Here is a 23,660-nt window from a genome sequence, read left to right as displayed (position 1 = left end):
CCACCAATCAACTCAGTTTGACCCGCCCTAAACCGTCTCCGCAGGCATCTGCCCCAGCACGCGCACCGTTTCCACGCTCACGGTGGTCACGCGGGCCAGCAGGTCTATCACGCGCTCCTTGTGATCGGCAAAGCGGTAGGTGTTGAACTTCTCGCGGATGGTGGGGTCTTTGGGCGTACTTTCCTTGTGGCGTTCCAGCACCCATTCCAGCGCGCTGCGGTTGCCCAGGCGGTAGACCCAGGCTTCCGGGGGTACACCACGCAACGTGGTCAGGCCGTCCAGTTCAATCGCCCCGGTATAGTCCTTGGCCGCGTCCCGCACGGGCCTCAGCTTCGCCTTGCGGGCCAGCGCCAGGGCTTCGGGCGTGCTGTTTTTGGGCGGGTGTTCCTCGCGCTTCAGGGGGTAAGGGGCCACCGTTTCAAAGCCCACATGCAGGGCCAGCAGTTCCGCGCCCCACGCCGCCCACTGTGCAAAGGCCGGGTAAAAGGGAACACGCGGGAATTCCTGCCGCAGATTCAGCGCGTATTTCTCGCGGTACGCCGGGTGGTGCAGCACGGCGTAAACGTAGTGGAAGATGTCCTCGCGCGAGATTTTGGGGTTTTTGTAGTGGGTGCGGAACGCCTTGAGAGCAAAGTCGGTGATGTTGTCGATGCGCTCGCTACCTTTGTAGCGGTAGAGGGGCAGGCATTGAGAGTCGCCCGTGAAATGGAAATCTGAGGGTTTGTCTGTTGCCAGAGACTCGCTCTGATTGCCGCCGAAATTCCAGGATATAGACAGATTCGGCAAGCCTTCTGGAAAAAATTCAGCGGTGCTACCGTCCTCGTCCAGATAGACGCTGGAGTTGTAAAAATAATGTACGCAATAGGGCCGGTAGGCATATTTTCTGACGTGCTTTTTCGAGAATTTCTCGCGCACTTTCTTGTCGAATCGAGATTTCAGGTTGCGTGACCACTTGACCTTCAGCGCCTCGGATTCCTGGCCCGCATAGCCCAGTTCATATTCGGGAATGAACGCTTTCATCTTGGCTTCAAGGTGTTTGGCGTCCAGAGAAGTGACCCATTCATCACGGGCCGAAACGATGCCGGGCGCGTACTCCTTGAAAATCGCCCGCTCCTGCCCCAGACTCTTGGCGGCTTTCGTTTCCTTGTCCGCGACGGGTAAAAACGCCTCCCAATCATGCTCGGCCAGATTGACCCAGTTGTGCTTGTCGTCGGGGCGGATTCGCTCGAAATCGATGTCCCAGAATTTGTTGTCACGCAGGAAGGCTTTTTTCTGTTCGGCGTCCCAGAAATCGGGAACCTCGTGGTAATGAATCTCGCAGGGGCGCGGCTTTTTCTTGCTGCCCGGCTTGGTCTTGACCAGAAAGTAGACGGCCACGCCCACCTTGATCTGATCATTGAACACGTTGCCGCCCTCGCGTTTGCGCCGTTCGCCGCTGGTGTTGGCGTTGCCGCGCATGTTGATGACGTAAATATCGGTAAATTCCTCGGCCACGACTTCCCGGAAGCCGTCAAACGTTTTGGCGTCCACAAATGAACTATTCGAGACGAAGGCCACGATGCCGTCCTGTTTCAACCTGTCCGTGGCCCAGCGCAAAAAGCGGGCGTACATGTCGTACAGCTTGGTTTTCTGCGCGCGGCTGTGGGCGATGTACGTGTCCTTGATGCGCTTGTCGATCTTGGGATACTCGCGGTTCTTGTTGTTGTCGTTCTCGTTGGCCTGATTGGCGCGGTACGGCGGGTTGCCGATAATCACGCGCACCGGGCGGGCGTTCTGCCGCTGCACCCGCTCCAGGTTCTCGGCGCTCACGCTCTGGAACAGCGCGTTGTACTCGCCCTGAATCCCAAAGCCCGTATTGTCCAGCGTGTCCACCAGCACGATGTTTTTAAACTCGGCGTAGTGGCCCATCTTCTGCTCGTAGGTGGCCTCGATATTCAGATTGGCGATGTAGTACGGCAGCAGCGCCAGCTCGTTGCAGTGCAGCTCATGCTCGTACTTGTACGCCAGTTTGTTGCGCGGCAGGTAGTCGATCAGCTCGGTAATAAACGTGCCCGTTCCGGTGGCGGGGTCCAGAATCTCCACGCCCCTGTCGGCCAGCCCGGTCCCAAAATGCCGGTTCAGCAGCGTATCGGTGGCCTCGATCATGAAACGCACGATCTCGCCAGGGGTGTAGAAGATGCCCAGCTTGTCGGCCCCGGCGGGGTTGTAGGCGCGGTAAAAGGTCTCGTACAGCACCTTCAGAAACTTTTGCTTCTCGTGGTGATCGGCAATCTTGCTGGCAGCGGCTTTAATCGCGCCGTAATAGCGTTTGGTGCGCCCGTCCACGTCGCGCCGGATTTTCCCCTTGTAAAAGGTCTCGGCCAGCTTCTGCAACTGCTGCGCGATGTTGTTTTCCTCCAGATACTGCGCGTTGTCGAACACGCCCTGAAAAATCTCGCCCGTCAGGATGTGCTGGATCAGCATTTCCCCGGCGTCGCGGGCATTGAAGGCCGGATTCATGGCCTTGCGCGCGGTCTCTATGAACTCGTCGCGGCGCTGGCGGTAATCGTCTTCGACCTCGGCGTCGGCAATCGCCCCCCGCAGCACGTCCAGCAGCCCCGGCAACTCTGCCCGAAAACTTTCGATGGCCTTGCGGAACTCGGTCACTTCCGGCGGCTCGAAGGCAAAGAACAGCCCCAGCAGCGTGTTCAGCGCGTCGGCGTCGGCCATGTCCGCGCGCATGACTTCCTCGCCGTGCTGGATGAGTACAGCGGTCTGGCTGTCCTCAAAAATGATGTTGTCGCGCGGATAGCCCAGGGCAAACTTCTTCTGGATTTCGTCGTCCAGATTGTCGGCTTCGTCTTTGCTCTCCCAGTAGCCGTGCGCCTGTTGCAAGGCGTCCTTGAGGGTGCCGTCTGGGCGCAGGACATTCTTCTGGCCCGGTGGCGAATACCCCGCTTCGGGAATCAGGCGCAGATCGCCCTGACCCTCGGCCCACCCGCTCAGCAGGGTCTGAAAGGCCGCGCGCACGCTGCTCTCGTTGCGCGTGCCGCCGTGGGTCACGATGTCTTCCAGCCGCTTTTGAAAGGACTTGACCAGGGGTAAGGACATTGGAAAGTAGTTTAGCGGGCGAGCGAAAAAGAAACCCCTCAGTCTGCTTCGCAGCCAGCTCCCCTTGAGGGGAGCCAAGAGTGCGCTGCTGGCCGAGCAATTCCGAAACTCTTGCCTCCCCTTGAGGGGAGGTGCCCCGGAGGGGCGGAGGGGTTAAACCGCAGACGGCCACACCACAAAACCAGCCCCACTGCCTCTCTAAACCCCACCCAAGCGTGCCGTCCCCCAACCCCACCCCTAGAATGCGCGCAGCCTATGCCCACGCCATCCCACCGAGTCTCCAGCTTCCGAAGTCCTCCCCGGTTGCGTCCATGACCACCCCTCAACTGCTGGTCTTCGCCACCCTCTTCGGCGCGCTGGTGCTGTTCGTGTGGGGCAAATGGCGTTACGACGTGGTGGGCATGTTGGCGCTGCTGACACTGACATTGACCGGCGTGGTCAAGGGCAACGACGCCTTCAAGGGCTTTTCCGAACCCGCCGTGATCACGGTGGCCGCCGTGCTGGTGATCAGTCAGGCGCTGCAAAAGACCGGGCTGGTCAATGTACTGGTGCGCGGGCTGGGGCGGGTGGGCAACAACATGAGTGTGCAGGTGCTGGCGATGTGCGCCGTGGTGGCGCTGCTCAGCTCGATCATGAACAACGTGGGCGCGCTGGCGATCATGCTGCCGGTGGCGATCACGCTGGCCAACCGTGCGGGTCGCTCCGCCAGCACGCTGCTGATGCCGCTGGCCTTCGCCTCGCTGCTGGGCGGCATGACCACATTGATCGGCACGCCGCCCAACCTGATCATCTCCAACCTGCGCCGCGACCTGCTGGGCGAGGCGTACAACATGTTCAGCTTTACCCCGGTGGGCGTTGCGGTGGCGGCGGCGGGCGTGCTGTATCTGGCCTTTTTAGGCTGGCGGCTGCTGCCTCAGCGGGTGTCGGGCGAGAACCGCGCGGATCTATACCGCATGGCCGACTATATGACGGAAGTGAGATTGCCGGAAAGCAGCCCCCTGGCCGGGCAGCGCGTGATGGATCTGGGCAAGGTGGAGGGCGTGCAGGTGGTCTCCCTCGTGCGCGGCGAATCGCAGCGCCCCTTTCCCACGGCGTTCACGGTGCTTCAGGCGGGCGACGTATTGATCGTGGAGGCCACCGCCGCCAAGCTGACCGAACTGGTGGAAGACGGTCAGTTAACCCTGGTGGGCAACGAGAAGATCACCCCCGAGCAACTGGCGTCCGATGACGTCACGCTGGCCGAGGTGGTGGTCACGGCGCTGTCGCCCATCGTGGGCCAGAGTGCCGTGAGCCTGCGTCTGCGCCAGCGGTTCAATATCAACCTGATCGCGGTGTCGCGCCAAGGCCAGCGCCTGCGCGAGCGGCTGGTGAATGCCAAGTTCAAGGCCGGGGACGTGCTGCTGGTGCATGGGCCGCGCCCCTCTATCGACGAGGCGCTCAGCACCCTGGGCTGCCTGCCCCTGCGCGAGCGGGCGCTGGACATGGTCCCCGCCGGGCAGACCCGCAAGATGCTGTTGACCGGCGGTATTTTCCTGGTCGCCATCCTGGCCGCCACCGTGAACCTGCTGCCGGTGGCCGTGTCGTTTACCGCCGCCGCCACGCTGATGCTGCTGCTCCGTCTGATCAACCTGCGCGACGTGTACGAGAGCATCGAGTGGCCCATTCTGGTGCTGCTGGCCACGCTGATTCCGGTGGGTGCGGCCCTGTCCAGCACCGGGGGCGCGAACCTGATCGCAGAAACCATCCTTGGCCTCACGGACGGCTGGCCTGTGATGGCCGTGCTGGTGGTGGTCATGATCCTGACCATGAACCTGTCGGACATCATCAACAACGCCGCCGCCGCACTGATCACCGCGCCGATTGCCATCAAGATCGCGCAGGGGCTGGACGCCAATCCGGATGCTTTCCTGATCGCCGTGGCGGTGGCGGCCAGCAGCGCTTTTTTAACCCCCATCGGGCATCAGAGCAACACGCTGGTCATGGGGCCGGGGGGTTACAAGTTCAGCGACTACTGGAAGGTGGGCCTGCCGATGGAAATCATCGTGGTGGCGGTGGGCGCACCGATGATCGCGCTGGTGTGGGGGCTGTCGTAGGTCATGAAAAGGCCGTGAATGAAGGCTGATCTCTTTTCTGATTCATACTGTCGGCAGAGCAAGGTTCCATATTGAAGGGTGCTGACCTGACAGCGCGCGTGCCAAAGCGTGTGTCGGGCCTAACCCGATTCGCCCACCCAGACACAGGAGGCTTCACCATGAATCCCAGCCAAACCGCAGTTGCTACCGACAAACTCGAACAACTGAAAGCCGTCACCGTCGTTGTTGCCGATACCGGCGACATCGAGGCCATCAAGAAATACCAGCCGCAGGACTGCACCACCAACCCGTCGCTGATCCTCAAAGCCTCGCAGATGGAGGGCTATCAGGGCCTGATGGACGAGGCGCGCGGCTGGCTGAAGTCTGGCGAGAGCGTGGACGACGTGATCGACAAGCTGACTGTCCGTGTCGGCACCGAGCTGACGAAAATCGTCCCCGGCAATGTCTCGACGGAAGTGGACGCCCGCCTGTCCTTCGACACGGACGCCATGCTGGCCCGCGCCCGTCGTCTGATCGCCCTGTACGAAGAAAATGGCGTGGGCAAGGACCGCATTCTGATCAAGCTGGCCTCCACCTGGGAAGGCATTGAGGCGGCGCGCATCCTGCAAAAAGAAGGCATCCGCTGCAACATGACCCTGCTGTTCAATCTGGAGCAGGCGATTGCCAGTGCCCAGGCCGGGGCGTACCTGATCTCGCCCTTCGTGGGCCGCATCACCGACTGGTACAAGAAGTCCACCGGCACCCAGGATTACGCGGTGGATGAAGACCCCGGTGTGCTGTCGGTGCGCGAGATCTTCCACCACTTCAAGTCGCACGGCTACGAAACGATCATCATGGGCGCGTCGTTCCGCAGCGCCGCGCAGGTCGAAGCTCTAGCCGGGTGTGACCGCCTGACCATCAGCCCGCAATTGCTGGGCGAACTGGCCGCCGACACCGGCAAGCTGGAAGTCCGGCTGGACGAGAAGATGGGCCACGAGACCGAGGCCATGATCACCGAGGCGCAGTTCCGCTACAGCCTCGCCAGCAATGCGATGGCGGGCGAGAAGCTGTATGAGGGTATCCGGGGCTTTGCCGCCGACACCGAGAAACTGGGCAAACTGCTGGTGGAAGTCAAGCAGAACTGAGCGTCTGATAAATCGACCGTCTGATCGCCCCAAAATTGAGGGCGTCAGGCGGTTTCTCTATGTGGTACGGAACTGCCAGGTGCTTTAGCGCGGAGCCGGGGCCAGATCGCGCAGTGCCCAGCGCAGGCCCCAGGCGGTGACCAGTCCGGTGGCGGCCAGGAGAATCCAGGGCAGGGCAGGCATGCCTATGCTCGCGCCCGTGTCTACCAGCCAGCCGCCCAGCACGCTGCCCAGCGCCCCGCCCACGCCCAGACTGATGGCGCTGAAGCCGAAGTAACTGCCCACCTGCCCGGCAGGGGCAAAGCGGGCAGTCAGGGTCTGCTGCGTGGGGTAGACCAGCATGGTGCCCAGGCTGTACAGCCCCACGCACAGCAGCAGCGCCCCGAAACTGTCGGCCAGCGCCATCAGTCCCAGCGCCACGCCCACCGCGCCCACCGCCAGCGTCAGCACCGTGCGGACACGCAGGTAGCGCTCGGCCAGCCGCAATAGCGGGTATTGCAGCGCCACTGCCAGCCCCGCCGATACCACGTAGAGCGGCCCGGTGGCCTGCGGCCCCGCCAGCGCAATCGCCTTGAGGGTCACCGCCACGTTGATCTGTGTACTCAGTAGAAAGTAGCCGATCAGCACGAGGGTAAAGCGGCGAAACGGTGCGTTGTTGGCGGCGGCGCGCAGGCCAGCCATCCCACTTCCGGGTGGACGTTTCGGCGGGCGCACATGCGGCAGGGTCAGGCCCATCACGGCGGCGGCCAGCAGGTACACGCACGCCGAGGCCAGCGCCGCCACCTGAAACCCCAGCCCCAGCAGCGCCGCCCCGATCATCGGCCCTGTCACCATGCCCAGATTGCCCGAGATACTCGCCAGACTGAACATCTGCGTGCGGTGTTCCGGCTGGGTCACGGCGGTAATGGCGGCGTTCTTGGGCGCGTCGAACAACCCGCCCCCGATCCCCGCCAGGAGTGCCGAGGCCAGCAGGACCGGCAGCGTGCCGCTGAAGGCCATCCACGCGAAGCCCAGCGAGCGCAGCACGCATCCGGCCAGAATCAGTGGTTTGGGACCCACCCGGTCTGCCCACGCCCCGCCCAGTACGGTCAGGCCCTGTTGCGTCAGTTGCCGCAGGCCCAGCACCAGCCCCACGCTGGCCGCCGCCCAGCCCAGCCCGCCCGATTCCACGGACCCGGCGAAATGAACCGTGATGAGGGGAATCACGGCGAAGAACCCACCCCACATTAAAAAGTTGGAGGCGATCAGGCCCAGTTGCGCCCCGGACAGGCGGAATGGTGGGGGCTGGACGGGGGCCAGGGGTGGGGGCGCGGCGATGGTCACGCTCCCCCACCCCGCCTCTGACGCTTCACGTTCAGATCGATCCCTCGAAGCGGTCCCGGTAGACCACGTAGGCCAGCCCCAGCGTTGCCAGCGTGCTGACCAGACTGCTCAGGCCGTAGCTGATCAGCGGCAGTGTGATCCCGGTCAGCGGCAACACGCCCAGCGCCGCGCCGATGTTCTCCAGCGCCTGAAACCCCACCTGTCCCAGCACACCCGCGAACAGAATCTGGTCCTGCAAGCGAGGAGAACCCGCCGCCATGCCCGCCAGACCCCAGAACAGCAGGCCGTACATCGCCAGCACCGCCAGTCCGCCCACCAGCCCCTGTTCCTCGGCCCAGGTGCTGAAGGCAAAATCTGTGTGCGCTTCCGGCAGGAAGCCGTTGTGTGACTGGCTGCCCTGCTTGTAACCCTTGCCCTGCACGCCGCCCGAACCCACGGCAATCGTGCTTTGAATCACCTGATACCCCGCCCCGCGTGGGTCCTGATAGGGGTCCAGAAAGATGGTCAGCCGCTTTTGCTGGTACGGCTCCAGGTGCGGGTACAGCACGGTGGGAACGGCAGCGCCCACCAGCAGCACGGCCAGCAGCGCGTGCCACCACGGAATGCGTGCGGCCAGCAGGATTACCCCGAAGATGACGCTCAGGACCAGCGCCCCGCCGAAGTCTTGCAGGACCACCAGCCCCACGGCAGGCAGGAAGACGGCAAAGGCCCACAGGTAAGTCCTCATCCCCTTGTACCCGGCGCGCAACGCCACTGCCAGCATCAGGATCAGGGCGAACTTCAGGATTTCGAGTGGCTGGAACTGAACCGGGCCGATCTCGATCCAGTTGCGCTGGCCATTGACCTCGCGGCCAATGACAAATGTGCTGGCCTGCAAAGCAAGTGCCGAGCCATAAACCCACGGCGCAAAGGCATAGATGCGGTCTCTGCCCGCCCACCACAGCAGCGCCAGCGGCACGGCGGCCAGTGCCACCCCGACGAGCTGCTTGGTAAAAATCCCTGGTGCGGCGCGTGGCGACAGCGCGGCGGTGCTGACCGTCATCAGGCCCACCACCAGCAGAGCCGCGATGATCAGTGGAAAACGCAGATCGTATTTAAAGGCTTCCCTCACCCCTACAGGCTACGGCACAGACGGGTTCCAGGGTGGGATTCCCCGGTGGGGAATAGGCATGGTGGAGCCATGAAGTTTAGAAACAGCAGGGAAGCCTGGATGTCCGGGCTGGTGTTTGGCATTGGCCTGGGCGCGTTCTGGGGTCGGGGTCCGCTGAACAAATAAAGCGCCGCCGGACTGATGAGGTCCGGCGGCGCAGGTTGAATAAGACTCAGGGTCTTCAGGGCTTGGTGCGGCCCTGCGCGTTCTCGTCGATGGGGATGTTCGCCAGCAGCACCACCATGTCGCCGCGCTGCTCGATCTCGATGCTGCTCTGGCCCGTGGGGAAATACTTGCGGACCACTTCCAGCAGATCGTTTCTCAGGGCTTCCACCTTGCCGGGGGGAATCTGGGCGCGGTCATAGGCCAGCACCAGTTCCAGGCGGTCTTTCAGGGTTTCTTTGGTGCGCCCACGCTTGAGCCAGGAAAACATGTCAGGCCCCCCCGAACAGGCGGCGCAGGGCGGCCATGAATCCGCCCTCCACATCGAATTTGGGATACGGCACGTCTTCACCTTTCAGGCGGCGGGCGGTGGCCATGAACGCCTCGCCCGCGCGGGTCTTGCCCAGCACGGCGGGTTCGCCGATGTTGGTGGACACGATGATGCCCTCGTCCTCGGGCACCACGCCAATCGGCTTGACCCCCAGGATGTCCAGAATATCGGCCTCTGAGAGCATGTTGCCGCTGGCGACCATCTTGGGCCGCAAGCGGTTGATGACCAGCCGGATTTCATTGATCTGCTGCGCTTCCAGCAGCCCGATAATGCGGTCCGCGTCGCGCACGCTGGAGACCTCGGGGTTGACGACCACCAGCGCGCCCGTGGCCGGAGCGGCAGCCGTGCGAAAGCCCGACTCGATCCCGGCGGGCGAGTCGATCAGCACGCGGTCAAAGCCCTCGGTTTCGATCAGGCCGCGCACCACTTCCTTGAACACTTCGGGGTCCAGGGCGTCCTTGTCGCGGGTCTGGCTGGCGGGCAGCAGGTGCAGGTTCTCGACGCGCTTGTCGCGGATCAGCGCCTGACTCATGCGGCACTTGCCCTCCAGCACGTCGATCAGGTCAAAGACCACCCTTGATTCCAGACCCATCACCACGTCCAGATTTCGCAGGCCCACGTCTACGTCGATCACCACGACCTTCTCTCCCAACTTGGCGAGAGCCGCTCCAATGTTCGCGGTGGTCGTGGTTTTTCCCACGCCACCCTTGCCCGACGTGACCACAATTACCTTGGCATCCATTGCCAGGCAGTGTAGCGCGTGCGACGCTTTGGCGTGGGCGGGGGAACTGGGCAGGCAGCGGGAGATGGAGGCTGCTGACATACTCGGGAAATGGTTCCCCATTCTCTCTCCCAGATGGCCCAGGTCATCGCCGTCGGCGGCGCGAATATGGACCTCAAGGTGCAGACGCTGGCCCCCGCCGTGCCGGGCACCAGCAATCCGGGCCGCGCCGCGCAGACCCCCGGCGGTGTAGCCCGCAACGTGGCCGAGAATCTGGCCCGTCTGGGCGTGCGCGTGGCCCTGCTTTCGGCGGTGGGCACGGACGCGCTGGGGGACGGTCTGCTGCGGCAGGCAGCGGAGGCGGGCGTGGACGTGTCGCCCACATTGCGCACGGCGAAGGCGGTCACGGGAACGTACACGGCGGTGCTGGACAGGGGCGGCGAACTGCTGATCGCGGTGGCCGCAATGGAAATTATGGACGCCCTGACTCCGGCAGTGTTAATGGAGCGCGAGGAGATGCTGAGAGGCGCGGCCTACATCGTTGCGGACGGCAACCTGCCCCCCGAAACGCTGGAGCATCTGCTTTCGCGGGAGAGCCGGGTCATCTTCGAGCCGGTCAGCGTGCCCAAGGCGGTGCGGTTGCTGCCCGCCCTGGAAGCTGGACACGCGCCCTGGGCCGTCACGCCCAATCTGGCCGAACTCTCGGCGCTGGTAGAGACCGAAGTGCCGGATAAAGCAGCAGCCATTCGCGAGGCGGCGCTGCAACTGCACGGGCGCGGGGTAGAAGTCGTGTGGGTGCGGCGTGGCATGCGCGGCAGTCTGCTTTCTGTGGCGGACCAATTCTGGGAACTGCCCGCCTTAGCTGCCGATGTCAAAGATGTGACTGGGGCCGGGGACGCCATGCTGGCCGCATTCCTGGCGGCGCTGCTGGCCGGAGAAACGTTGCCGGACGCGGCGCGCGAGGCCCATGCGGCAGCGGCCCTGACCGTGGAGAGTGGGCAGACGGTGGTGCCGGACCTGACGCGGGCGGCAGTGCGGGTGCGACTGGACAGGGGTTGCCAACTGATCACGGTCTGATCACGGTCCCGGTTCTAAGGTGACCGCATGTTCAGCAACCGGATGTGGGAAACGGTCCTGTAAGGGTTTGCTGGGCCTGGACCAGGGGGCTTGGGCATGACCAGACACGGGCATTATCCGATGGGTGGGGAAAATCCGCCGCGCAGTGTGGCCTACGAGCAAGGCAAGTTCGGGCGGCTGTTTCCAACGCTGCCGCCTATCGGGCTGGACACGCCGACGTTGCGCGCCGCCCTGATGGAGCTGGGACAGAAAGGCGGTCTGATGGACGCGGGCGACGACCTCAGCGATCCGGTGCTGCTGATCACCGATCCGGCGCGCAGCGTGAACAACCCCAACAACCCGGACCTGTCGGCGGGCATGACCTTTCTGGGGCAGTTTCTGGACCATGACCTGACCTTTGACCCGACCTCCAGCCTGGAGCGACAGGTGGACCCGGAGGCCATTTCCAACTTCCGCACGCCCGCGCTGGAGCTGGACAGCGTGTATGGCAGTGGGCCGGGGGCGACGCCGCACCTGTACGATCAGCAGCCTGCCGATGCCTTTGACCGGGGCATCAAACTGCTGACCGAGGCGATTCCTGATTGCGAGGCTGTGTCGCGCGGCGGCGTGACCCGCCACGATCTGCCGCGCAACAGCCAGGGGGTGGCCCTGACTGGCGACCCACGCAACGACGAGAACCTCATCATCTCGCAACTCCATCTGGCCTTGCTGCGCTTCCACAACGCGGCAGTGGACCATGTGCGCGCCGATCTGGGCGCAGCCGCCCGTCCCGCCGAGGTCTTCACCGAGGCCCAGCGGCTGGTGCGCTGGCATTACCAGTGGATGATCCTGCACGAATTCCTCCCTGGCACTTGCGGCCCAGGCGTGGTACAGGACGTGCTGGAGAACGGGCGCAAGTTCTACAAGTGGCACAACGCGCCGTACATTCCGGTGGAATTCAGCGTGGCGGCCTACCGCTTCGGGCATTCACAGGTGCGCCCCAGCTACCGCGCCAACTTCGGTGCAGACGACGCTGGGCAGTTCTTCGGGCTGATCCTGGATGCCAGCCTGCCGCCCAGCTCCGACCCGGACGACCTGCGCGGCGAACACCGTGCGCCCCGGCGTTTCGTGGACTGGCAGACCTTTTTTGATTTCGGCGACGGGCGGATGCGGCCCAACAAGAAGATCGACACCAAATTGTCCAGCGTGCTGTTTGCCCTGCCCGGTTTTGGCGCGGGCGAGGTGGCCTCGCTGGCCCAGCGCAACCTGCTGCGCCAGTTGACCTTCAGCGTGCCCTCGGGGCAGCGGGTGGCCCGCGCCATGAAGCTGGACGAACTGCTGCCGGCAGACCTGGCGGACCTGAAAGCCCTGCATCTGGAGGCCCGCACGCCGCTGTGGTACTACATCCTGCGCGAGGCGGATGTGCAGCAGGACGGCAAACGCCTGGGCGCGGTGGGAGCGCGCATCGTCACCGAGGTTTTCGTGGGCGTGCTGGAGGGTGATCACACCTCTTATCTGGCCCTGGACCCCGAGTGGACCCCCATTTTCGGCCAGAACGGCGAATTCGGCATTACGGACCTGCTGAAATTCGCGGGTGTTGTGGTGGATTTCTAGCGTCGAGAGCAAGACCCTGCGCCCTCGCGTACCCTGAGTCCCATGAATCTCCACCCCATTCGTCCTGAAGTCGCCGCCCTGATGGACCTGACCCCCGAAGTTGCCGCCGCCCTGAAGGCGGGCAGGCCTGTGGTGGCACTGGAAAGCACCATCATCAGCCACGGGATGCCGTACCCGCAGAACGTGGAAATGGCGCGCGGGGTGGAACAGATCGTGCGCGACAACGGCGCGACACCCGCCACGATTGCCGTGCTGGGCGGACGCCTGAAAGTGGGCCTGAGTCCCGATGAATTGGAGAAATTAGCCACCGATAAATCCGTGCAGAAGATCAGTACCCGTGACCTGCCCGTGACGGTGGCGCTGGGGCAAAACGGCGCGACGACGGTGGCCTCCACCATGCGGATCGCCTCGCTGGCGGGCATTCGCGTGTTTGCCACGGGCGGCACAGGCGGCGTCCACCGGGGTGCGGGTCAGACGATGGACATCAGCGCCGATCTGCTGGAACTGGCACGCACCGAGGTCTGCGTGGTCAGCGCGGGCGTCAAGAGCATCCTGGACATCGGCCTGACGCTGGAAGTGCTGGAAACCCAGGGCATCCCGGCCATCACGCTGGGCAGTGAGGAATTCCCCGCCTTTTATTCGCGTCGCAGCGGTTTTGCCTCGCCTCTGAGTGTGGCGAACGAGGCCGAGGCTGCCCGCGTGCTGCATGCCAAATGGACGCTGGGCCTCGGCGGCGGCGTGATGCTTGCCAACCCCATTCCTGCCGAAGCCGAGATTCCCGCTGAAGAGATGGCCGGACAGATCGAACAGGCGCTGTCGGATATGAACGCGCTGGGATTGACGGGCAAGGACACCACCCCGTATCTGCTGGGTCGCATCGTGGAGATCACCGGTGGGCGCAGCCTGGAAACAAACATCGCCCTCGTGCGCCACAACGCAGCGGTGGCGGCGCGGGTGGCCGTGGAGTACGCGAAGTTGGGGCAGTAATAGTTCCCTACAACACCGTTACCGCTCAAACCGGATTCTGAAAAAGCCCTCCCCGTTGTGGAGAGGGCCTGGAGTGGACTGGGCGAAAAATCTTTAAACCCCGGCGGCCTGTGCTTCTTGCCCCTGTGCTGCCAGCCGCAGCCTCTCGGCCCTGTCGGTCTGCTCCCAGGGAAACTCCGGGCGTCCAAAGTGGCCGTAGGCGGCGGTCTGGGCGTAGATCGGGCGCTGCAAGTCCAGTTGGGCAATGATGGCCTGTGGGCGGGCGTCGAAGTGGGCGCTGACCAGTTCGGCCAGGCGTTCGTCGCTCAGCTTGCCGGTGCCGTAGGTGTCCACGCGCAGGCTGACCGGGCTGGCGCGGCCAATGGCGTAGGCCACCTCCACCAGCGCGCGGCGGGCCAGTCCGGCGGCGACCAGATTCTTGGCAATGTAGCGGGCATAATATGCCGCCGAACGGTCCACCTTGGTGGGGTCCTTGCCTGAAAAGGCCCCGCCACCGTGTGGCACGGCTCCGCCGTAGGTGTCCACGATGATCTTACGTCCGGTCAGGCCAGTGTCGCCGTGCGGCCCGCCGATCACGAAGCGTCCGCTGGGATTGATGAAGTATTTGGTCTGGGCCGTGAGCAGTTCAGCGGGAATCACGGCCCGAATGACATGTTCGAGCATGTCGGCCCTGATGCGCTCCTGCGTGGCGTCCTCGTCGTGCTGGGTGCTGATCACCACGGTGTCCACGCTGACCTCGCCGCCCTCGTGCGGTTCGCCGCCCCGCACCACCGTCACCTGCGCCTTGGCATCGGGCCGCAGATAGGGCAGCGTGCCATCTTTGCGGAGTTCGGCCATCCGGCGCGTCAGCGCATGCGCCAGACTGATCGGCAGCGGCATCAATTCCGGCGTTTCATCGGTGGCGTAGCCGAACATCAGGCCCTGATCGCCCGCACCGATGCGGCTGTGGGCATTCTTCGGGTCCGCCTGCTCCCCCAGGGTCATTTCACGCCATTCCTCAGAGGTGTCCACCCCCGCCCCGATTTCCGGCGACTGCTCGTGGATGGCCACCAGCACGGCGCTGTACTCGGCATCGAAGCCGTAGTCGGCGCGGGTGTAGCCTACCGTTTTGACGGCCTCGCGCACGGTTTTCTGGATGTCCACATGGGCGGTCTCGGCGCGGACCTCGCCCGCCACCACGGCCATGCCAGTGGTCAGCAGCGTTTCCACCGCCACCCGGCTGCCCGGCTCCTGGCGCAGAAATTCATCGAGAATGCTGTCTGAGATGAAGTCCGCGAGTTTGTCGGGGTGACCTTCCGAAACCGATTCCGAGGTATAGAACTTTTGCATGTCTAAGCTCCTTGCGTGCCGGGCGGCGTCTCACAGAACGGCCTGGAGAGGGATGGCGCTGTGTTCCCGGTCACGGCCTTCTCGCTCCATGCCCGGAGCGCGGCCCATGCAGGGTAACGCACAGGGGAGGGGGCAAAAAAGGAAGGGATGGCCCCATTCATCCGCTGCCTCGCTGCCCACGCCTGACATCCCCCTGACCTGAGCGGTCAGAATGGAGGGCAATGAGCCACGTCGTTGTCATCGAGGACGAGGAAACCGTGCGGGATGTGCTGAGATTCCACCTGGAGCGCGCCGGATTGCGGGTCACGGCGTTGGCCTCCACGGCAGGAGCGCTGGACACCCTGGCCGACGCCGATGCCCTGGTGCTGGACTGGATGCTGCCCGGTGAGAGCGGTCTGGGCTTTCTGCGCCGTCTGCGTGACGCCGCCGAACTGCGCCGCCTGCCGGTACTGATGCTGACCGCCCGCGCCGCCGAGGCCGAGCGCGTGGAGGGCCTGGAAACGGGGGCGGACGACTACCTGACCAAGCCCTTTTCCGCCGCCGAACTGGTGGCCCGTGTGCGCGCCCTGCTACGGCGCTCCCAGCCGGATACGCCCGAGACCCTGACCAACGGCCCGCTGGCCATCGACATGGGCGGTGCAGAGGCCCGTGTGGCCGGGCAGAAACTGAACCTGACCCGCCGCGAATTCGATCTGCTGGCCTTTCTGACCCAGCACACTGGACGGGTCTACTCGCGCACCGAACTGCTGGACCGGGTGTGGGGCGCGGATTTTCTGGGTGGCGAGCGCACGGTGGACCAGCACGTCACGCAACTGCGCGCCCACCTGGGCGAGACGGTGGGCCAGCCCGCCTTTCTGGAAACCGTGCGCGGCAAGGGCTACCGCATGCGCCCGTGGGCCGGGGCGAAATGACGGCAACCCACGGCACAGTCCCGGACTTCTGGATCGACGCACTGCCCCAGGCGGTGCTGCTGACGCGGAATGGTTCTGTGGTCCGCATCAACGCGGCGGCCTCGCGGCTGTGGGGGGTCACGGGGGTGCGGGCGGCGGGCCGTCCGGTGCTGGAGGTGGTGCGGCGGCATACCCTCGAAGCCCTGATCGAGCGCGGCGGCGAATTGGAGCTGGAGGTGGGCGGGCGCACCCTGCGCTGCACGGCCACCCGCGACGGCGAGGTCTCGGCCCTGATTGTCGAGGACATCACCGAACACCACCGCCGCGAGGCCGAACTGCGCGAGGCCACCGCTGTCCTCTCGCACGAGTTCCGCACCCCGGTCACGGCATTGAAAGGCGTGCTGGAGGCGCTGGAATACGACATGCCGCGCGAGCTGTCGCAGAATTTCGTGCGCCAGGGCTTGCAGGAAACGGGGCGGCTGGCCCGGCTGGTAGAAGACCTGGCCGTAGGTTTTCGGCCCACCCGCGCCCGCACCCTGCCGCTGGCCGAGGCCTTTGCCCGCGCCGAACGCCTGCTGGAAAATGAGTTGACCGCGCGCGGCTCCCGCCTGAGCTTCGGCCCGGATCATCTGGTGCGCGCCGATCCCGATAAATTGCTTCAGGTGCTGCTCAACCTGATCGAGAACGCCCTGAAATACGGTCCACCGGGCCAGGACATCGAAGTCCAGACTGCCGGGCGCGGCACCTGGGCCGAGGTCTGCGTGCTGGACCACGGCCCGCCCATCCCCGACACCGACAGTCTGTTTCAGGCCCACACGCGCGGCGCGGGGGCCAGCGGCCAGGGCAGCGGCATGGGCCTGTACATCGTCCGCAGCGTCGTTCACGGCTGGGGCGGTCAGGCGTGGGCGGCGCGGGTAGACGGGCGCAATGCCTTCTGTTTCACTTTGCCGGGGGTTGGGGGCATGGGATAAGGGGTTGCCGGTGAAAGATTGTCTAACCGTTTGCAGGCAAGCAGGACTTTCGCAGCCAAACCATCTGACAGACGCCCCCTGACCCCCCCCTGACACCTCGGATGCTAGTTTGCCCCGTGATGACCGTCCCCAGGAGTTCCCATGCGTGAAGTGCTTGAAAACGATCTGAGAAGCGTCCTGAACGGTGCGCTGAACATGCTGGGCACCGTCGAGCAGATGCTGCCGGTGGCCGCCGACGTGCTGTTGCACGAACAGACCGAGCGGCTCTCCGAGGTGCGCGCCCTGGACCTGGAGGTGGACGCCCAGGAGGCCCGGATTGAGGCCGAATGCCTGCGGATCATCGCCTTGCACCAGCCAGTGGCCCGTGACCTGCGGCTGGTGGCGCTGATCCTCAAGAGCCTGTCGGACATTGAGCGCATGGGTGACTACGTGGTCCATGTGGCCGAGGACGGCGCGGAACTGGCGCAGGCCCCGGCCCTCAAGAAGTATGTCAATCTGGCGCGGATGCTGGCCCGTCTGGGCGAGATGAGCCAGAACCTGCGGACGGCCATTGCGGACCGCGACGTGGCCCGCGCCGAGGCCACGGTGGGCATGGACGATGAGGTCGACGACCTGTACGAGCAGATTCAGCGCGAACTGGTGACTTACATGCTCGAAGACCCGCGCAACATCAGCAAGGCGCTGATGCTGATGCGGGTGGGGCGCAGCCTGGAACGCGTCGGCGATCATATGGAAAACGTCGCCGAACGCGTGCGCTACTGGGTCACGGGTGTACGGGAGGCTTGAGCGGGGCCTGCCTCAACTCTGGGTCAGCCTCGGGTTACATTGCACCTTCCGCCCACAACCCGGTCAAGTTTGGCGAACAGTGCGTTGATTTCCTCCCTGGTCCCGGATAGGCCCGCGCCCTCATAGCTGGTCTTGCCGTTGTCGTAGGCTCCGAAGACATAGCAGGCCACCAGCCGCTCGGGATCGGACATGTCCCAGACCGCGAAATTTGCGCCCTCACTCTGTTCGTAAAAGGTGATGTAGCCGTTGTCACCGTCGTAAAACCAGCTCTTGCTGCTGTTGCGATACGTCGGGGCTGCATCGTCCAGTTTGATCTTGCCGCGCAGGGTGTTGTTGTTCTGATCCAGACCACCTATGTTCCAGGTTTCCCCAGTCTTGAGTGGGCCGCGTGACACAGGGGAAGTGGAGGCACCCGAATCGCCAGCGGCGGGCGCGCAGGACCCCAGCGAAACGGCGGCGGTCAGGACGGCGAGAGACAGCAAGGTAGGTTTGAGCAGAGCAGATTTCACAGAAAAAATTGTAGAGGATTCTCTGCGCTGGCAGAACAAAAACGGCCCTTCCCCCAGCGGGGGCTATTTCCCGAACCGTCGGTCCCGGCCCTGAAAGTCGCGCAGCGCCCGCAAGAAGTCCACCCGCCGGAAGCCCGGCCAGTACACGTCACAGAAGTAGTACTCGGAATACACACTCTGCCACAGCATGAAGCCCGACAGCCGGATCTCGCCGCTGGTGCGGATGATGAAATCGGGGTCCGGCGTGTCGGCGGTGTACAGGTGCGCGCTGATGTGGTCCGGGGCCAGTTCGGCGCTGGCCTGCTCCAGCGACATTCCGGCGGCGGCCTGGGCCGACAGGTGAATCTTGACCGCGTCCACGATTTCCTCGCGCCCGCCGTAGCCCACGGCGATGTTCAGGCGCATGCCGTCGTAGTGGGCGGTCTTTTCCTCCAGTTCACGCAGCGCGTCCAGCACATGTCCCGGAAAGTTGCTGTGCTGGCCGATGGCGCGCACCTTGACCCGGTTGGCGTGGATGCGTGGATCGGTGGACAGGTTCAGTGCCTCGCGTTCCAGCAGGCTCAGAATGTGCGCGATTTCCTGCGGATCGCGGTTGTTGTTGTCGGTGGACAGCACCCAGATGGTCACGGCGGGAATGCCCAGTTCCAGGCACCACTGCAAGACCTCGTGCGCCTTGTCTGCGCCGAAGGAATGCCCCATCTCAAGCCCCATGCCCCCGGCCCGCGCGTAGCGGCGGTTGCCGTCCAGGATCAGGCCCAGGTGACGCGGCAGTTTGCCGCCCGCCGCCACTTCACGTGCCAGCCGTTGCTCGTAACCCCACAGCAGCGCCCCACGCGCCGCACTGCGCGTTTTCTGAAGCGTGCGGACGGCGGCGGCAGCGGGGTTGGACTTCATAGACTGGGGTAGTTTAGCGCGCCAGAAAACAGCGGGGCGTCCCTCAAACGGATGAGCCGTCTGTGAGTGCGGTGGCAAAGAGGCCCTCCTGCCGCGTCCGTAATAGTTCCAGCGCCTTGTGGTCCAGCCGTGAGAGCACCGCTGTCGCTACCACCTGCCGGTGTAAGTTGGAGGCCGCCGCATACACATGCAGGGTGATCTGGCGGTGCGTCATGCTGTGCCGGACCTGCCCCAGCAATTCTCCTGGACACGCATTCAGACGTTTGCAGAGTGCCGCCAGCGCCTCGCCAGTCGTCTCATCCGGGCCAAGCTCAAGCATCGGCAACCCCATCAGACCTCCCAGCAAGCCGCCCTCGCGCCGCTCCAGCACGACCTCCCGCTCATCTCCAATCAGCACGGCCACCGCCTGCACCATCCGCACCGCTGCCCGGACTTTGGGTGCGGGAAACGCTGTGGGCGTGCCCCCTGCCAGTGCCGCGCAGTGGGCAGACAGTGGACATTCGGCGCAGCGCGGGGCCTTGGGCGTGCAGACGGTTGCGCCCAGGTCCATGACCGCCTCGTTCCACGCGCCGGGGCGGACGGGGGAGAGCAGGGCGTCGGCCCGCGCCTGAATCCAGGCGTCCGTGGGCCGGGCCTCACCATAGAGCCGCGCCAGCACCCGGCGCACGTTGCCGTCGTTGACCGCGCGTGCCTCGCCAAACGCCAGACTCGCCACGGCGGCGGCGGTGTAAGGCCCCACCCCTGGCAGCGCCAGCCAGCCGCCGTAATCCCCCGGAAAGCCATCCTGAACGATGACCTTGGCCGCACGGTGCAGATTGCGGGCGCGGGCGTAGTAGCCGCAGCCTTCCCAGGCTTTCAGCACGGCCTCGACAGGTGCTTCAGCCAGCGCCTGCACGTCGGGAAACGCCTCCAGAAAGCGGTCATAGTAGTGCAGGCCGCGCGCCACCTGGGTCTGCTGGAGCAGAATCTCGGCCACCCACACGCGGTAGGGGTCACGCGCTCCCTCTGTGCCCAGCCGCCACGGCAACTCACGGCCTGAGGCGTCAAACCACGCCAGCAGTGCAGCGCGAATCCTGGGAATAGGGTCTGGAACAGCGATCACCGCGCCAGTGTAGGGGCGCGGTGACGTACAAACAGTGCGTTCTGTCAGGGGCTGGAGGTGGTGCTGCCCGGTGCTAGGCCCGCAGACCCAGACCCTCGCGCTGGGCAGTGGTCTCCGGCCTGCTGCCCGCTGGGGTGCGAACGCGGCGGCGTACTCCATCGGCGTACTCGGCCAGATCGGTCAGGAGGTCCGCCACGCCCACGCGCAGCAGGAACTGGCCGCCGGGCAGCGGGGTCAGGGCCAGGAAGGGCGCACGGGTCAGGGTTTCGAGGATGCTGCCCAGTTCGGCGTAATTGACGCCGCTGCCCAGCTTCTCGGCCAGGCGCGGCACGCTGATGATGCTGTGGGCGGGCTGCTGGGCCAGTGTCAGCAGCACGAAACTGAAGATGCCGCGCTGCGCCAGATAGGCGCTGACCAGTTCCGCGATGCTGGCCGCCGATTCCATGTCCACATGCCCGGCCTTCCAGTACCCGCGCAGGTCTACCGGGGACAGCGGGGAGAGCCGCGCGTGTTCGATCAGAGCTTCCAGCGCCTCGTGGGTCAGGCGGGACACGCCCTGCGGGTCTTCACCCTCGCTGCACAGCATGACGCGGTAGCCGGGTTCCTCGTTCCAGGCGGGCGAGGTCCGGGCCTGCTCGTCCAGCGCCACCAGCACGGCGTAACCGTGCGCGCCCAGCTCGGCCTTCAGTCTCAGCACGCCGCCGCCCAAATCGTCCAGGCGGTAGCCGGTCAGGTGGGCCAGCTCGGCCAGTTGTGCTGCTGGCTGCCCGGCCTCTGCGCCGCGCCGGACTTCGGGAGCGGCGCGCGGCGTCGGGGCAGAGGGTCCTGCGGCCACGGCCTGGGCGGTGGCGGCTGACCCAGCACTGGACACAGGCTGACCAGAAACGGGAACGCTGCCCCGCTCGGCCTGGGTCCGTTCGACGGGCGGTCTGGGCTGAACGCGCCCCACCTGTGTCTGGGCTGCCGCTTCCGCCGCACTGGCCCGCACCTCGGTCACCCGGACATCGCCCGTGCTGATCTCGGACGCCTCGGCGGGCGCGGCTGGACGGGCTTCTGCGGGCTGGGTCTGTGCCGACTGGACCTGCGGCACTTCCTGCATCCGCACCTCGCGCACATGGGGGGTGGAGGACACCACCACGCGGCGCGTTTCCGGGGCCTTGTTGGGTTCGCGGCGGGGCGAGGCCGGCGGCGCGTAGGGCTTGACGATGGCCTCCACCTGATAGCGTGCCGGGGCCAGATTGGTAATGGTCAACACGTCGTTGACGCCCAGATGCTGCGCGTGGTACAGCCCGCCCAGACCCCAGATACGGGCGCGTTCGGTATCCACCTGCACATTATGTTCGTCGCCCTTATCGTCCACGAAGACGGCGGGGCCGCTCTGGTTGAAAGTGGGTTGCAGGTATTTCAGGATGCTGAGACTGCCTTCTTGCAGACAGGGCCGGGTCACGATGTAACGCATTGATTTCATGCGGGAAACCTCCATTTGAAACGCACGCACCTGACCTGGCAGGCCAACGGCGCGTGATGGTGCGGGTCTGAATTGTCTCTAAAGTAGCAGAAGTGCAGTGGTCTGCGGGGCATTCGGCACCCCCCTGCCCCCAACGTTCCCCCAGGATGAGCAGAGATGGGAAAGATGAGGCGAGGCGCAAGCCCCTGGCGGCCTACTCGGCACAGATCGTGAGTCCTCTTTTCACCCTTCACCTTTATTCTGGCAGGTATGAATCTGTCTGGCTCTGCCCCCACCTCTGCCCCTGCTCTAGGCCCCAGCATCAGTATTCCCGACAAAACGGCTTTCAGCCCGCAGGCCAGGACGCACGACCTGCTCACCCGCTATTACGCCGCCTTCAATGCCAGTGATCCGGCGGGCATGCTGGAAGTGCTGAGTGACGATGTGCAGCACGACATCAATCAGGGCGGCAGCGAGCTGGGCAAGGACGCCTTCCGTGCCTTTCTGGCCCACATGGACACCCACTACCGTGAGGAAGCCCGTGACCTGACCGTGATGGCCAGCTCCGACGGCCTGCGCGCCGCCGCTGAATTCGTGATCCACGGCGAGTACCTGAAGACCGACGCTGATCTGCCCCCCGCGAAGGGCCAGGAATATGCGCTGCCGGTGGGCGCGTTCTTCGAGGTCCACGGCGGCCTGATCACCCGCGTGACCAACTACTACAACCTTCAGGACTGGACCCGGCAGGTGGGCGGCTGAGCATTGACGTCACGGCGTTGAGCGGCCCGGACCTGCGCCCCTTCTTAGGCGATCTGGCACGGTTGCGGGCGCAGGTTTTCCGCGCCTTTCCGTACCTGTACGGTGGCACTCCCGAATACGAGGAGGCCTACCTGCAAACTTACCTGGACGCCCGTGATGCCGTGATTATTCTGGCCCGCGACGGCGGGAAGGTGGTCGGCGCGAGTACCGCCGTGCCGCTGATCCACGAGACGCCGGAAATCAGGGCACCGTTTGAACCCCCTGAATTTGACGTGTCCGACGTGCTGTATCTGGGCGAGAGCGTGCTGCTGCCCGAGTACCGGGGGCGCGGGCTGGGGCACGCGTTTTTCGATGGGCGCGAGGCCCATGCGCGGCGGCTGGGGCTGGACGTGAGCGCCTTCTGCGCCGTGCAAAGGCCAGAAGAGCATCCGGCCCGGCCTGCCGATTACCGCCCGCTCAATGCCTTTTGGGCTGCGCGTGGCTATATCGAGCGGCCTGATTTACAAACCACCATGAGCTGGCAGGACGTGGCCGAGACAGCAGAAACGCCAAAGCCCATGCGGTTCTGGCTCAGGCGCGAGAAAGATTAAATCAGCGGGCGGCGGCCTGTTTCTCTGCGGCCAGCCGCTTCTTACTCTCGTTCCAGCCGTAGGAGCGCACGGCGTCCACGACGAACCATATCGCCAGCACCAGCGCCAGCCCGGCCCACAGCCAGCTTCCCGAACGCATGGCGAAAAAGGCTCCCACCGCGCACAACGCCCCCAGCAACACGCTGAAGATCAGGACGATGTGGGGGGGCACGCGGCGGTTGCCAAACATGGAGGCAGTGTACGGGACCGGGTCTTACGCTTCTCTGTCAGCAACAGAGTGCGAGAGCATCACGCCCTGTACCTCATCCACTGCATATCCACAAGCCTCGTAAAACGCCCCCGCCTCCGGGTTGTCGGCCAGCACCCAGACTTCCTGTATCCCCTCGGCGCGCATCTGCTTGTGCAAAGCGTCTACCAGTGCGCGGCCCACGCCTCTACGCCGCCAGCCCTCGCGCACGCCGATCTCGTCGAACATGACGTGCCGGGCCTCGCCGTGCCGCTGAGGGTGGACATAGGCCAGCAGAAAGCCGATGGGCTGACCGTCCGCCTCGGCGTGCCAGTGCCACACAGCAGGATCGGACAGGTAAGCGCGGGCATCTGCCGGAGCCAACGGCGGGCTGGATTCCTCGCCCGTGAAGTCGGTTTCCTCGCGGGCGACGAGGGCTAGGGCCTGCTCATCGCCAGAGCTGAGGCGGCGGACGGTGAAAGATGGCATGTTCCAGTTTGAGAGGT

Annotated in this window: 22 protein-coding genes; 10 read left to right on the top strand and 12 right to left on the bottom strand. The window is 64.8% G+C overall.

Annotated elements, in window-relative coordinates:
• Positions 1-27: 27 nt before the first annotated feature.
• Positions 28-3,090 (bottom strand): type ISP restriction/modification enzyme, encoded by a 3,063-nt coding sequence (locus DAAJ005_RS15745; RefSeq protein WP_151847933.1) that lies wholly within the window; start codon positions 3,088-3,090, stop codon positions 28-30.
• A 311-nt stretch (positions 3,091-3,401) separates the two neighbouring features.
• On the opposite strand from DAAJ005_RS15745, the gene DAAJ005_RS15740 reads away from it, so the two are divergent.
• Together DAAJ005_RS15740 and tal are read left to right on the top strand one after the other, a co-directional pair.
• On the top strand, positions 3,402-5,183 hold the full coding sequence (locus tag DAAJ005_RS15740) for an SLC13 family permease (protein WP_226342477.1): 1,782 nt from the start codon (positions 3,402-3,404) through the stop codon (positions 5,181-5,183).
• Positions 5,184-5,341: 158 nt separating this feature from the next.
• Positions 5,342-6,307, top strand: coding sequence for a transaldolase (gene tal, locus DAAJ005_RS15735; protein WP_151847931.1), 966 nt, complete (start codon positions 5,342-5,344; stop codon positions 6,305-6,307).
• A gap of 84 nt (positions 6,308-6,391) precedes the next feature.
• Here tal and DAAJ005_RS15730 read toward each other — a convergent pair whose 3' ends face one another.
• The 4 genes from DAAJ005_RS15730 to minD form a co-directional block, all read right to left on the bottom strand.
• Complete coding sequence (locus tag DAAJ005_RS15730) at positions 6,392-7,630, bottom strand: MFS transporter (protein ID WP_226342476.1); 1,239 nt, start codon at positions 7,628-7,630, stop codon at positions 6,392-6,394.
• A gap of 31 nt (positions 7,631-7,661) precedes the next feature.
• The gene (locus DAAJ005_RS15725; protein ID WP_226342475.1) at positions 7,662-8,741 is read right to left on the bottom strand and encodes an FtsW/RodA/SpoVE family cell cycle protein; all 1,080 of its coding nucleotides are present in this window, start codon (positions 8,739-8,741) and stop codon (positions 7,662-7,664) included.
• A gap of 220 nt (positions 8,742-8,961) precedes the next feature.
• On the bottom strand, positions 8,962-9,213 hold the full coding sequence (gene minE / locus DAAJ005_RS15720) for a cell division topological specificity factor MinE (protein ID WP_151847930.1): 252 nt from the start codon (positions 9,211-9,213) through the stop codon (positions 8,962-8,964).
• Position 9,214: 1 nt separating this feature from the next.
• Positions 9,215-10,015 (bottom strand): septum site-determining protein MinD, encoded by an 801-nt coding sequence (minD, locus tag DAAJ005_RS15715; RefSeq protein WP_029478781.1) that lies wholly within the window; start codon positions 10,013-10,015, stop codon positions 9,215-9,217.
• 90 nt (positions 10,016-10,105) lie between these two features.
• Between minD and DAAJ005_RS15710 the strand changes: the two genes are divergently transcribed.
• The 3 genes from DAAJ005_RS15710 to DAAJ005_RS15700 all read left to right on the top strand — a co-directional run bounded on the left by DAAJ005_RS15710 (position 10,106) and on the right by DAAJ005_RS15700 (position 13,651).
• Positions 10,106-11,071, top strand: coding sequence for a carbohydrate kinase family protein (locus tag DAAJ005_RS15710; protein WP_151847929.1), 966 nt, complete (start codon positions 10,106-10,108; stop codon positions 11,069-11,071).
• Between the two features lie 96 nt (positions 11,072-11,167).
• Positions 11,168-12,664 carry a heme peroxidase family protein gene (locus DAAJ005_RS15705; RefSeq protein ID WP_151847928.1) on the top strand — a complete coding sequence of 499 codons (1,497 nt, stop codon included), beginning with the start codon at positions 11,168-11,170 and terminating at the stop codon, positions 12,662-12,664.
• A gap of 42 nt (positions 12,665-12,706) precedes the next feature.
• Positions 12,707-13,651 carry a pseudouridine-5'-phosphate glycosidase gene (locus DAAJ005_RS15700; RefSeq protein WP_151847927.1) on the top strand — a complete coding sequence of 315 codons (945 nt, stop codon included), beginning with the start codon at positions 12,707-12,709 and terminating at the stop codon, positions 13,649-13,651.
• Between the two features lie 93 nt (positions 13,652-13,744).
• Here the strand turns inward: DAAJ005_RS15700 and metK are convergent, their stop codons facing one another.
• Complete coding sequence (metK, locus tag DAAJ005_RS15695; protein WP_151847926.1) at positions 13,745-14,980, bottom strand: methionine adenosyltransferase; 1,236 nt, start codon at positions 14,978-14,980, stop codon at positions 13,745-13,747.
• Positions 14,981-15,201: 221 nt separating this feature from the next.
• Between metK and DAAJ005_RS15690 the strand changes: the two genes are divergently transcribed.
• From DAAJ005_RS15690 to phoU, 3 genes are all read left to right on the top strand, one after another.
• The gene (locus DAAJ005_RS15690) at positions 15,202-15,891 is read left to right on the top strand and encodes a winged helix-turn-helix domain-containing protein (RefSeq protein ID WP_151847925.1); all 690 of its coding nucleotides are present in this window, start codon (positions 15,202-15,204) and stop codon (positions 15,889-15,891) included.
• Positions 15,888-16,841, top strand: a complete 954-nt coding sequence (locus tag DAAJ005_RS15685; RefSeq protein ID WP_151847924.1) for a cell wall metabolism sensor histidine kinase WalK — start codon at positions 15,888-15,890, stop codon at positions 16,839-16,841. Before DAAJ005_RS15690 ends, DAAJ005_RS15685 begins: the two co-directional genes overlap by 4 nt.
• 141 nt (positions 16,842-16,982) lie before the next feature.
• Positions 16,983-17,627: a phosphate signaling complex protein PhoU gene (gene phoU / locus DAAJ005_RS15680; protein ID WP_151847923.1), complete on the top strand. Its 645-nt coding sequence runs from the start codon at positions 16,983-16,985 to the stop codon at positions 17,625-17,627.
• 23 nt (positions 17,628-17,650) lie between these two features.
• Here phoU and DAAJ005_RS15675 read toward each other — a convergent pair whose 3' ends face one another.
• The 4 genes from DAAJ005_RS15675 to DAAJ005_RS15660 all read right to left on the bottom strand — a co-directional run bounded on the left by DAAJ005_RS15675 (position 17,651) and on the right by DAAJ005_RS15660 (position 21,600).
• The gene (locus DAAJ005_RS15675) at positions 17,651-18,136 is read right to left on the bottom strand and encodes a hypothetical protein (protein WP_151847922.1); all 486 of its coding nucleotides are present in this window, start codon (positions 18,134-18,136) and stop codon (positions 17,651-17,653) included.
• Positions 18,137-18,199: 63 nt separating this feature from the next.
• A complete protein-coding gene (locus tag DAAJ005_RS15670) occupies positions 18,200-19,030 on the bottom strand; it encodes an isoprenyl transferase (RefSeq protein ID WP_151847921.1) in 831 nt (276 codons plus the stop codon).
• 43 nt (positions 19,031-19,073) lie between these two features.
• A complete protein-coding gene (gene mutY, locus DAAJ005_RS15665; protein WP_226342474.1) occupies positions 19,074-20,132 on the bottom strand; it encodes an A/G-specific adenine glycosylase in 1,059 nt (352 codons plus the stop codon).
• A gap of 73 nt (positions 20,133-20,205) precedes the next feature.
• On the bottom strand, positions 20,206-21,600 hold the full coding sequence (locus DAAJ005_RS15660; protein ID WP_370519730.1) for a hypothetical protein: 1,395 nt from the start codon (positions 21,598-21,600) through the stop codon (positions 20,206-20,208).
• Between the two features lie 249 nt (positions 21,601-21,849).
• Here DAAJ005_RS15660 and DAAJ005_RS15655 point away from each other — a divergent pair, with 249 nt between their 5' ends.
• Entirely contained in the window at positions 21,850-22,338 is a 489-nt protein-coding gene (locus tag DAAJ005_RS15655; protein ID WP_151847919.1) for a ketosteroid isomerase-related protein, read from the top strand.
• Between the two features lie 17 nt (positions 22,339-22,355).
• Entirely contained in the window at positions 22,356-22,928 is a 573-nt protein-coding gene (locus tag DAAJ005_RS15650) for a GNAT family N-acetyltransferase (protein WP_370519729.1), read from the top strand.
• Position 22,929: 1 nt separating this feature from the next.
• On the opposite strand, the gene DAAJ005_RS15645 is transcribed toward DAAJ005_RS15650, so the two are convergent.
• Together DAAJ005_RS15645 and DAAJ005_RS15640 are read right to left on the bottom strand one after the other, a co-directional pair.
• On the bottom strand, positions 22,930-23,157 hold the full coding sequence (locus DAAJ005_RS15645; RefSeq protein WP_151847917.1) for a hypothetical protein: 228 nt from the start codon (positions 23,155-23,157) through the stop codon (positions 22,930-22,932).
• Positions 23,158-23,181: 24 nt separating this feature from the next.
• Positions 23,182-23,643: a GNAT family N-acetyltransferase gene (locus tag DAAJ005_RS15640; RefSeq protein ID WP_192930801.1), complete on the bottom strand. Its 462-nt coding sequence runs from the start codon at positions 23,641-23,643 to the stop codon at positions 23,182-23,184.
• Positions 23,644-23,660 lie beyond the last annotated feature (17 nt).

Source organism: Deinococcus sp. AJ005 (assembly GCF_009017495.1).
GTDB lineage: Bacteria > Deinococcota > Deinococci > Deinococcales > Deinococcaceae > Deinococcus.
The sequence above is the reverse complement of the archived record's forward strand: the minus strand, read 5'-3'. Positions and strand labels throughout refer to the sequence as shown.

Coding starts and splice junctions, on each gene's coding strand:
- DAAJ005_RS15660 (WP_370519730.1), bottom strand. CDS start 21,600: ATGAAATCAATGCGTTACATCGTGACCCGGCCCTGTCTGCAAGAAGGC.
- DAAJ005_RS15685 (WP_151847924.1), top strand. CDS start 15,888: ATGACGGCAACCCACGGCACAGTCCCGGACTTCTGGATCGACGCACTG.
- phoU (WP_151847923.1), top strand. CDS start 16,983: ATGCGTGAAGTGCTTGAAAACGATCTGAGAAGCGTCCTGAACGGTGCG.
- DAAJ005_RS15690 (WP_151847925.1), top strand. CDS start 15,202: ATGAGCCACGTCGTTGTCATCGAGGACGAGGAAACCGTGCGGGATGTG.
- metK (WP_151847926.1), bottom strand. CDS start 14,980: ATGCAAAAGTTCTATACCTCGGAATCGGTTTCGGAAGGTCACCCCGAC.
- DAAJ005_RS15645 (WP_151847917.1), bottom strand. CDS start 23,157: ATGTTTGGCAACCGCCGCGTGCCCCCCCACATCGTCCTGATCTTCAGC.
- DAAJ005_RS15740 (WP_226342477.1), top strand. CDS start 3,402: ATGACCACCCCTCAACTGCTGGTCTTCGCCACCCTCTTCGGCGCGCTG.
- tal (WP_151847931.1), top strand. CDS start 5,342: ATGAATCCCAGCCAAACCGCAGTTGCTACCGACAAACTCGAACAACTG.
- DAAJ005_RS15640 (WP_192930801.1), bottom strand. CDS start 23,643: ATGCCATCTTTCACCGTCCGCCGCCTCAGCTCTGGCGATGAGCAGGCC.
- DAAJ005_RS15745 (WP_151847933.1), bottom strand. CDS start 3,090: ATGTCCTTACCCCTGGTCAAGTCCTTTCAAAAGCGGCTGGAAGACATC.
- DAAJ005_RS15710 (WP_151847929.1), top strand. CDS start 10,106: ATGGTTCCCCATTCTCTCTCCCAGATGGCCCAGGTCATCGCCGTCGGC.
- DAAJ005_RS15655 (WP_151847919.1), top strand. CDS start 21,850: ATGAATCTGTCTGGCTCTGCCCCCACCTCTGCCCCTGCTCTAGGCCCC.
- minD (WP_029478781.1), bottom strand. CDS start 10,015: ATGGATGCCAAGGTAATTGTGGTCACGTCGGGCAAGGGTGGCGTGGGA.
- minE (WP_151847930.1), bottom strand. CDS start 9,213: ATGTTTTCCTGGCTCAAGCGTGGGCGCACCAAAGAAACCCTGAAAGAC.
- DAAJ005_RS15670 (WP_151847921.1), bottom strand. CDS start 19,030: ATGAAGTCCAACCCCGCTGCCGCCGCCGTCCGCACGCTTCAGAAAACG.
- DAAJ005_RS15705 (WP_151847928.1), top strand. CDS start 11,168: ATGACCAGACACGGGCATTATCCGATGGGTGGGGAAAATCCGCCGCGC.
- DAAJ005_RS15700 (WP_151847927.1), top strand. CDS start 12,707: ATGAATCTCCACCCCATTCGTCCTGAAGTCGCCGCCCTGATGGACCTG.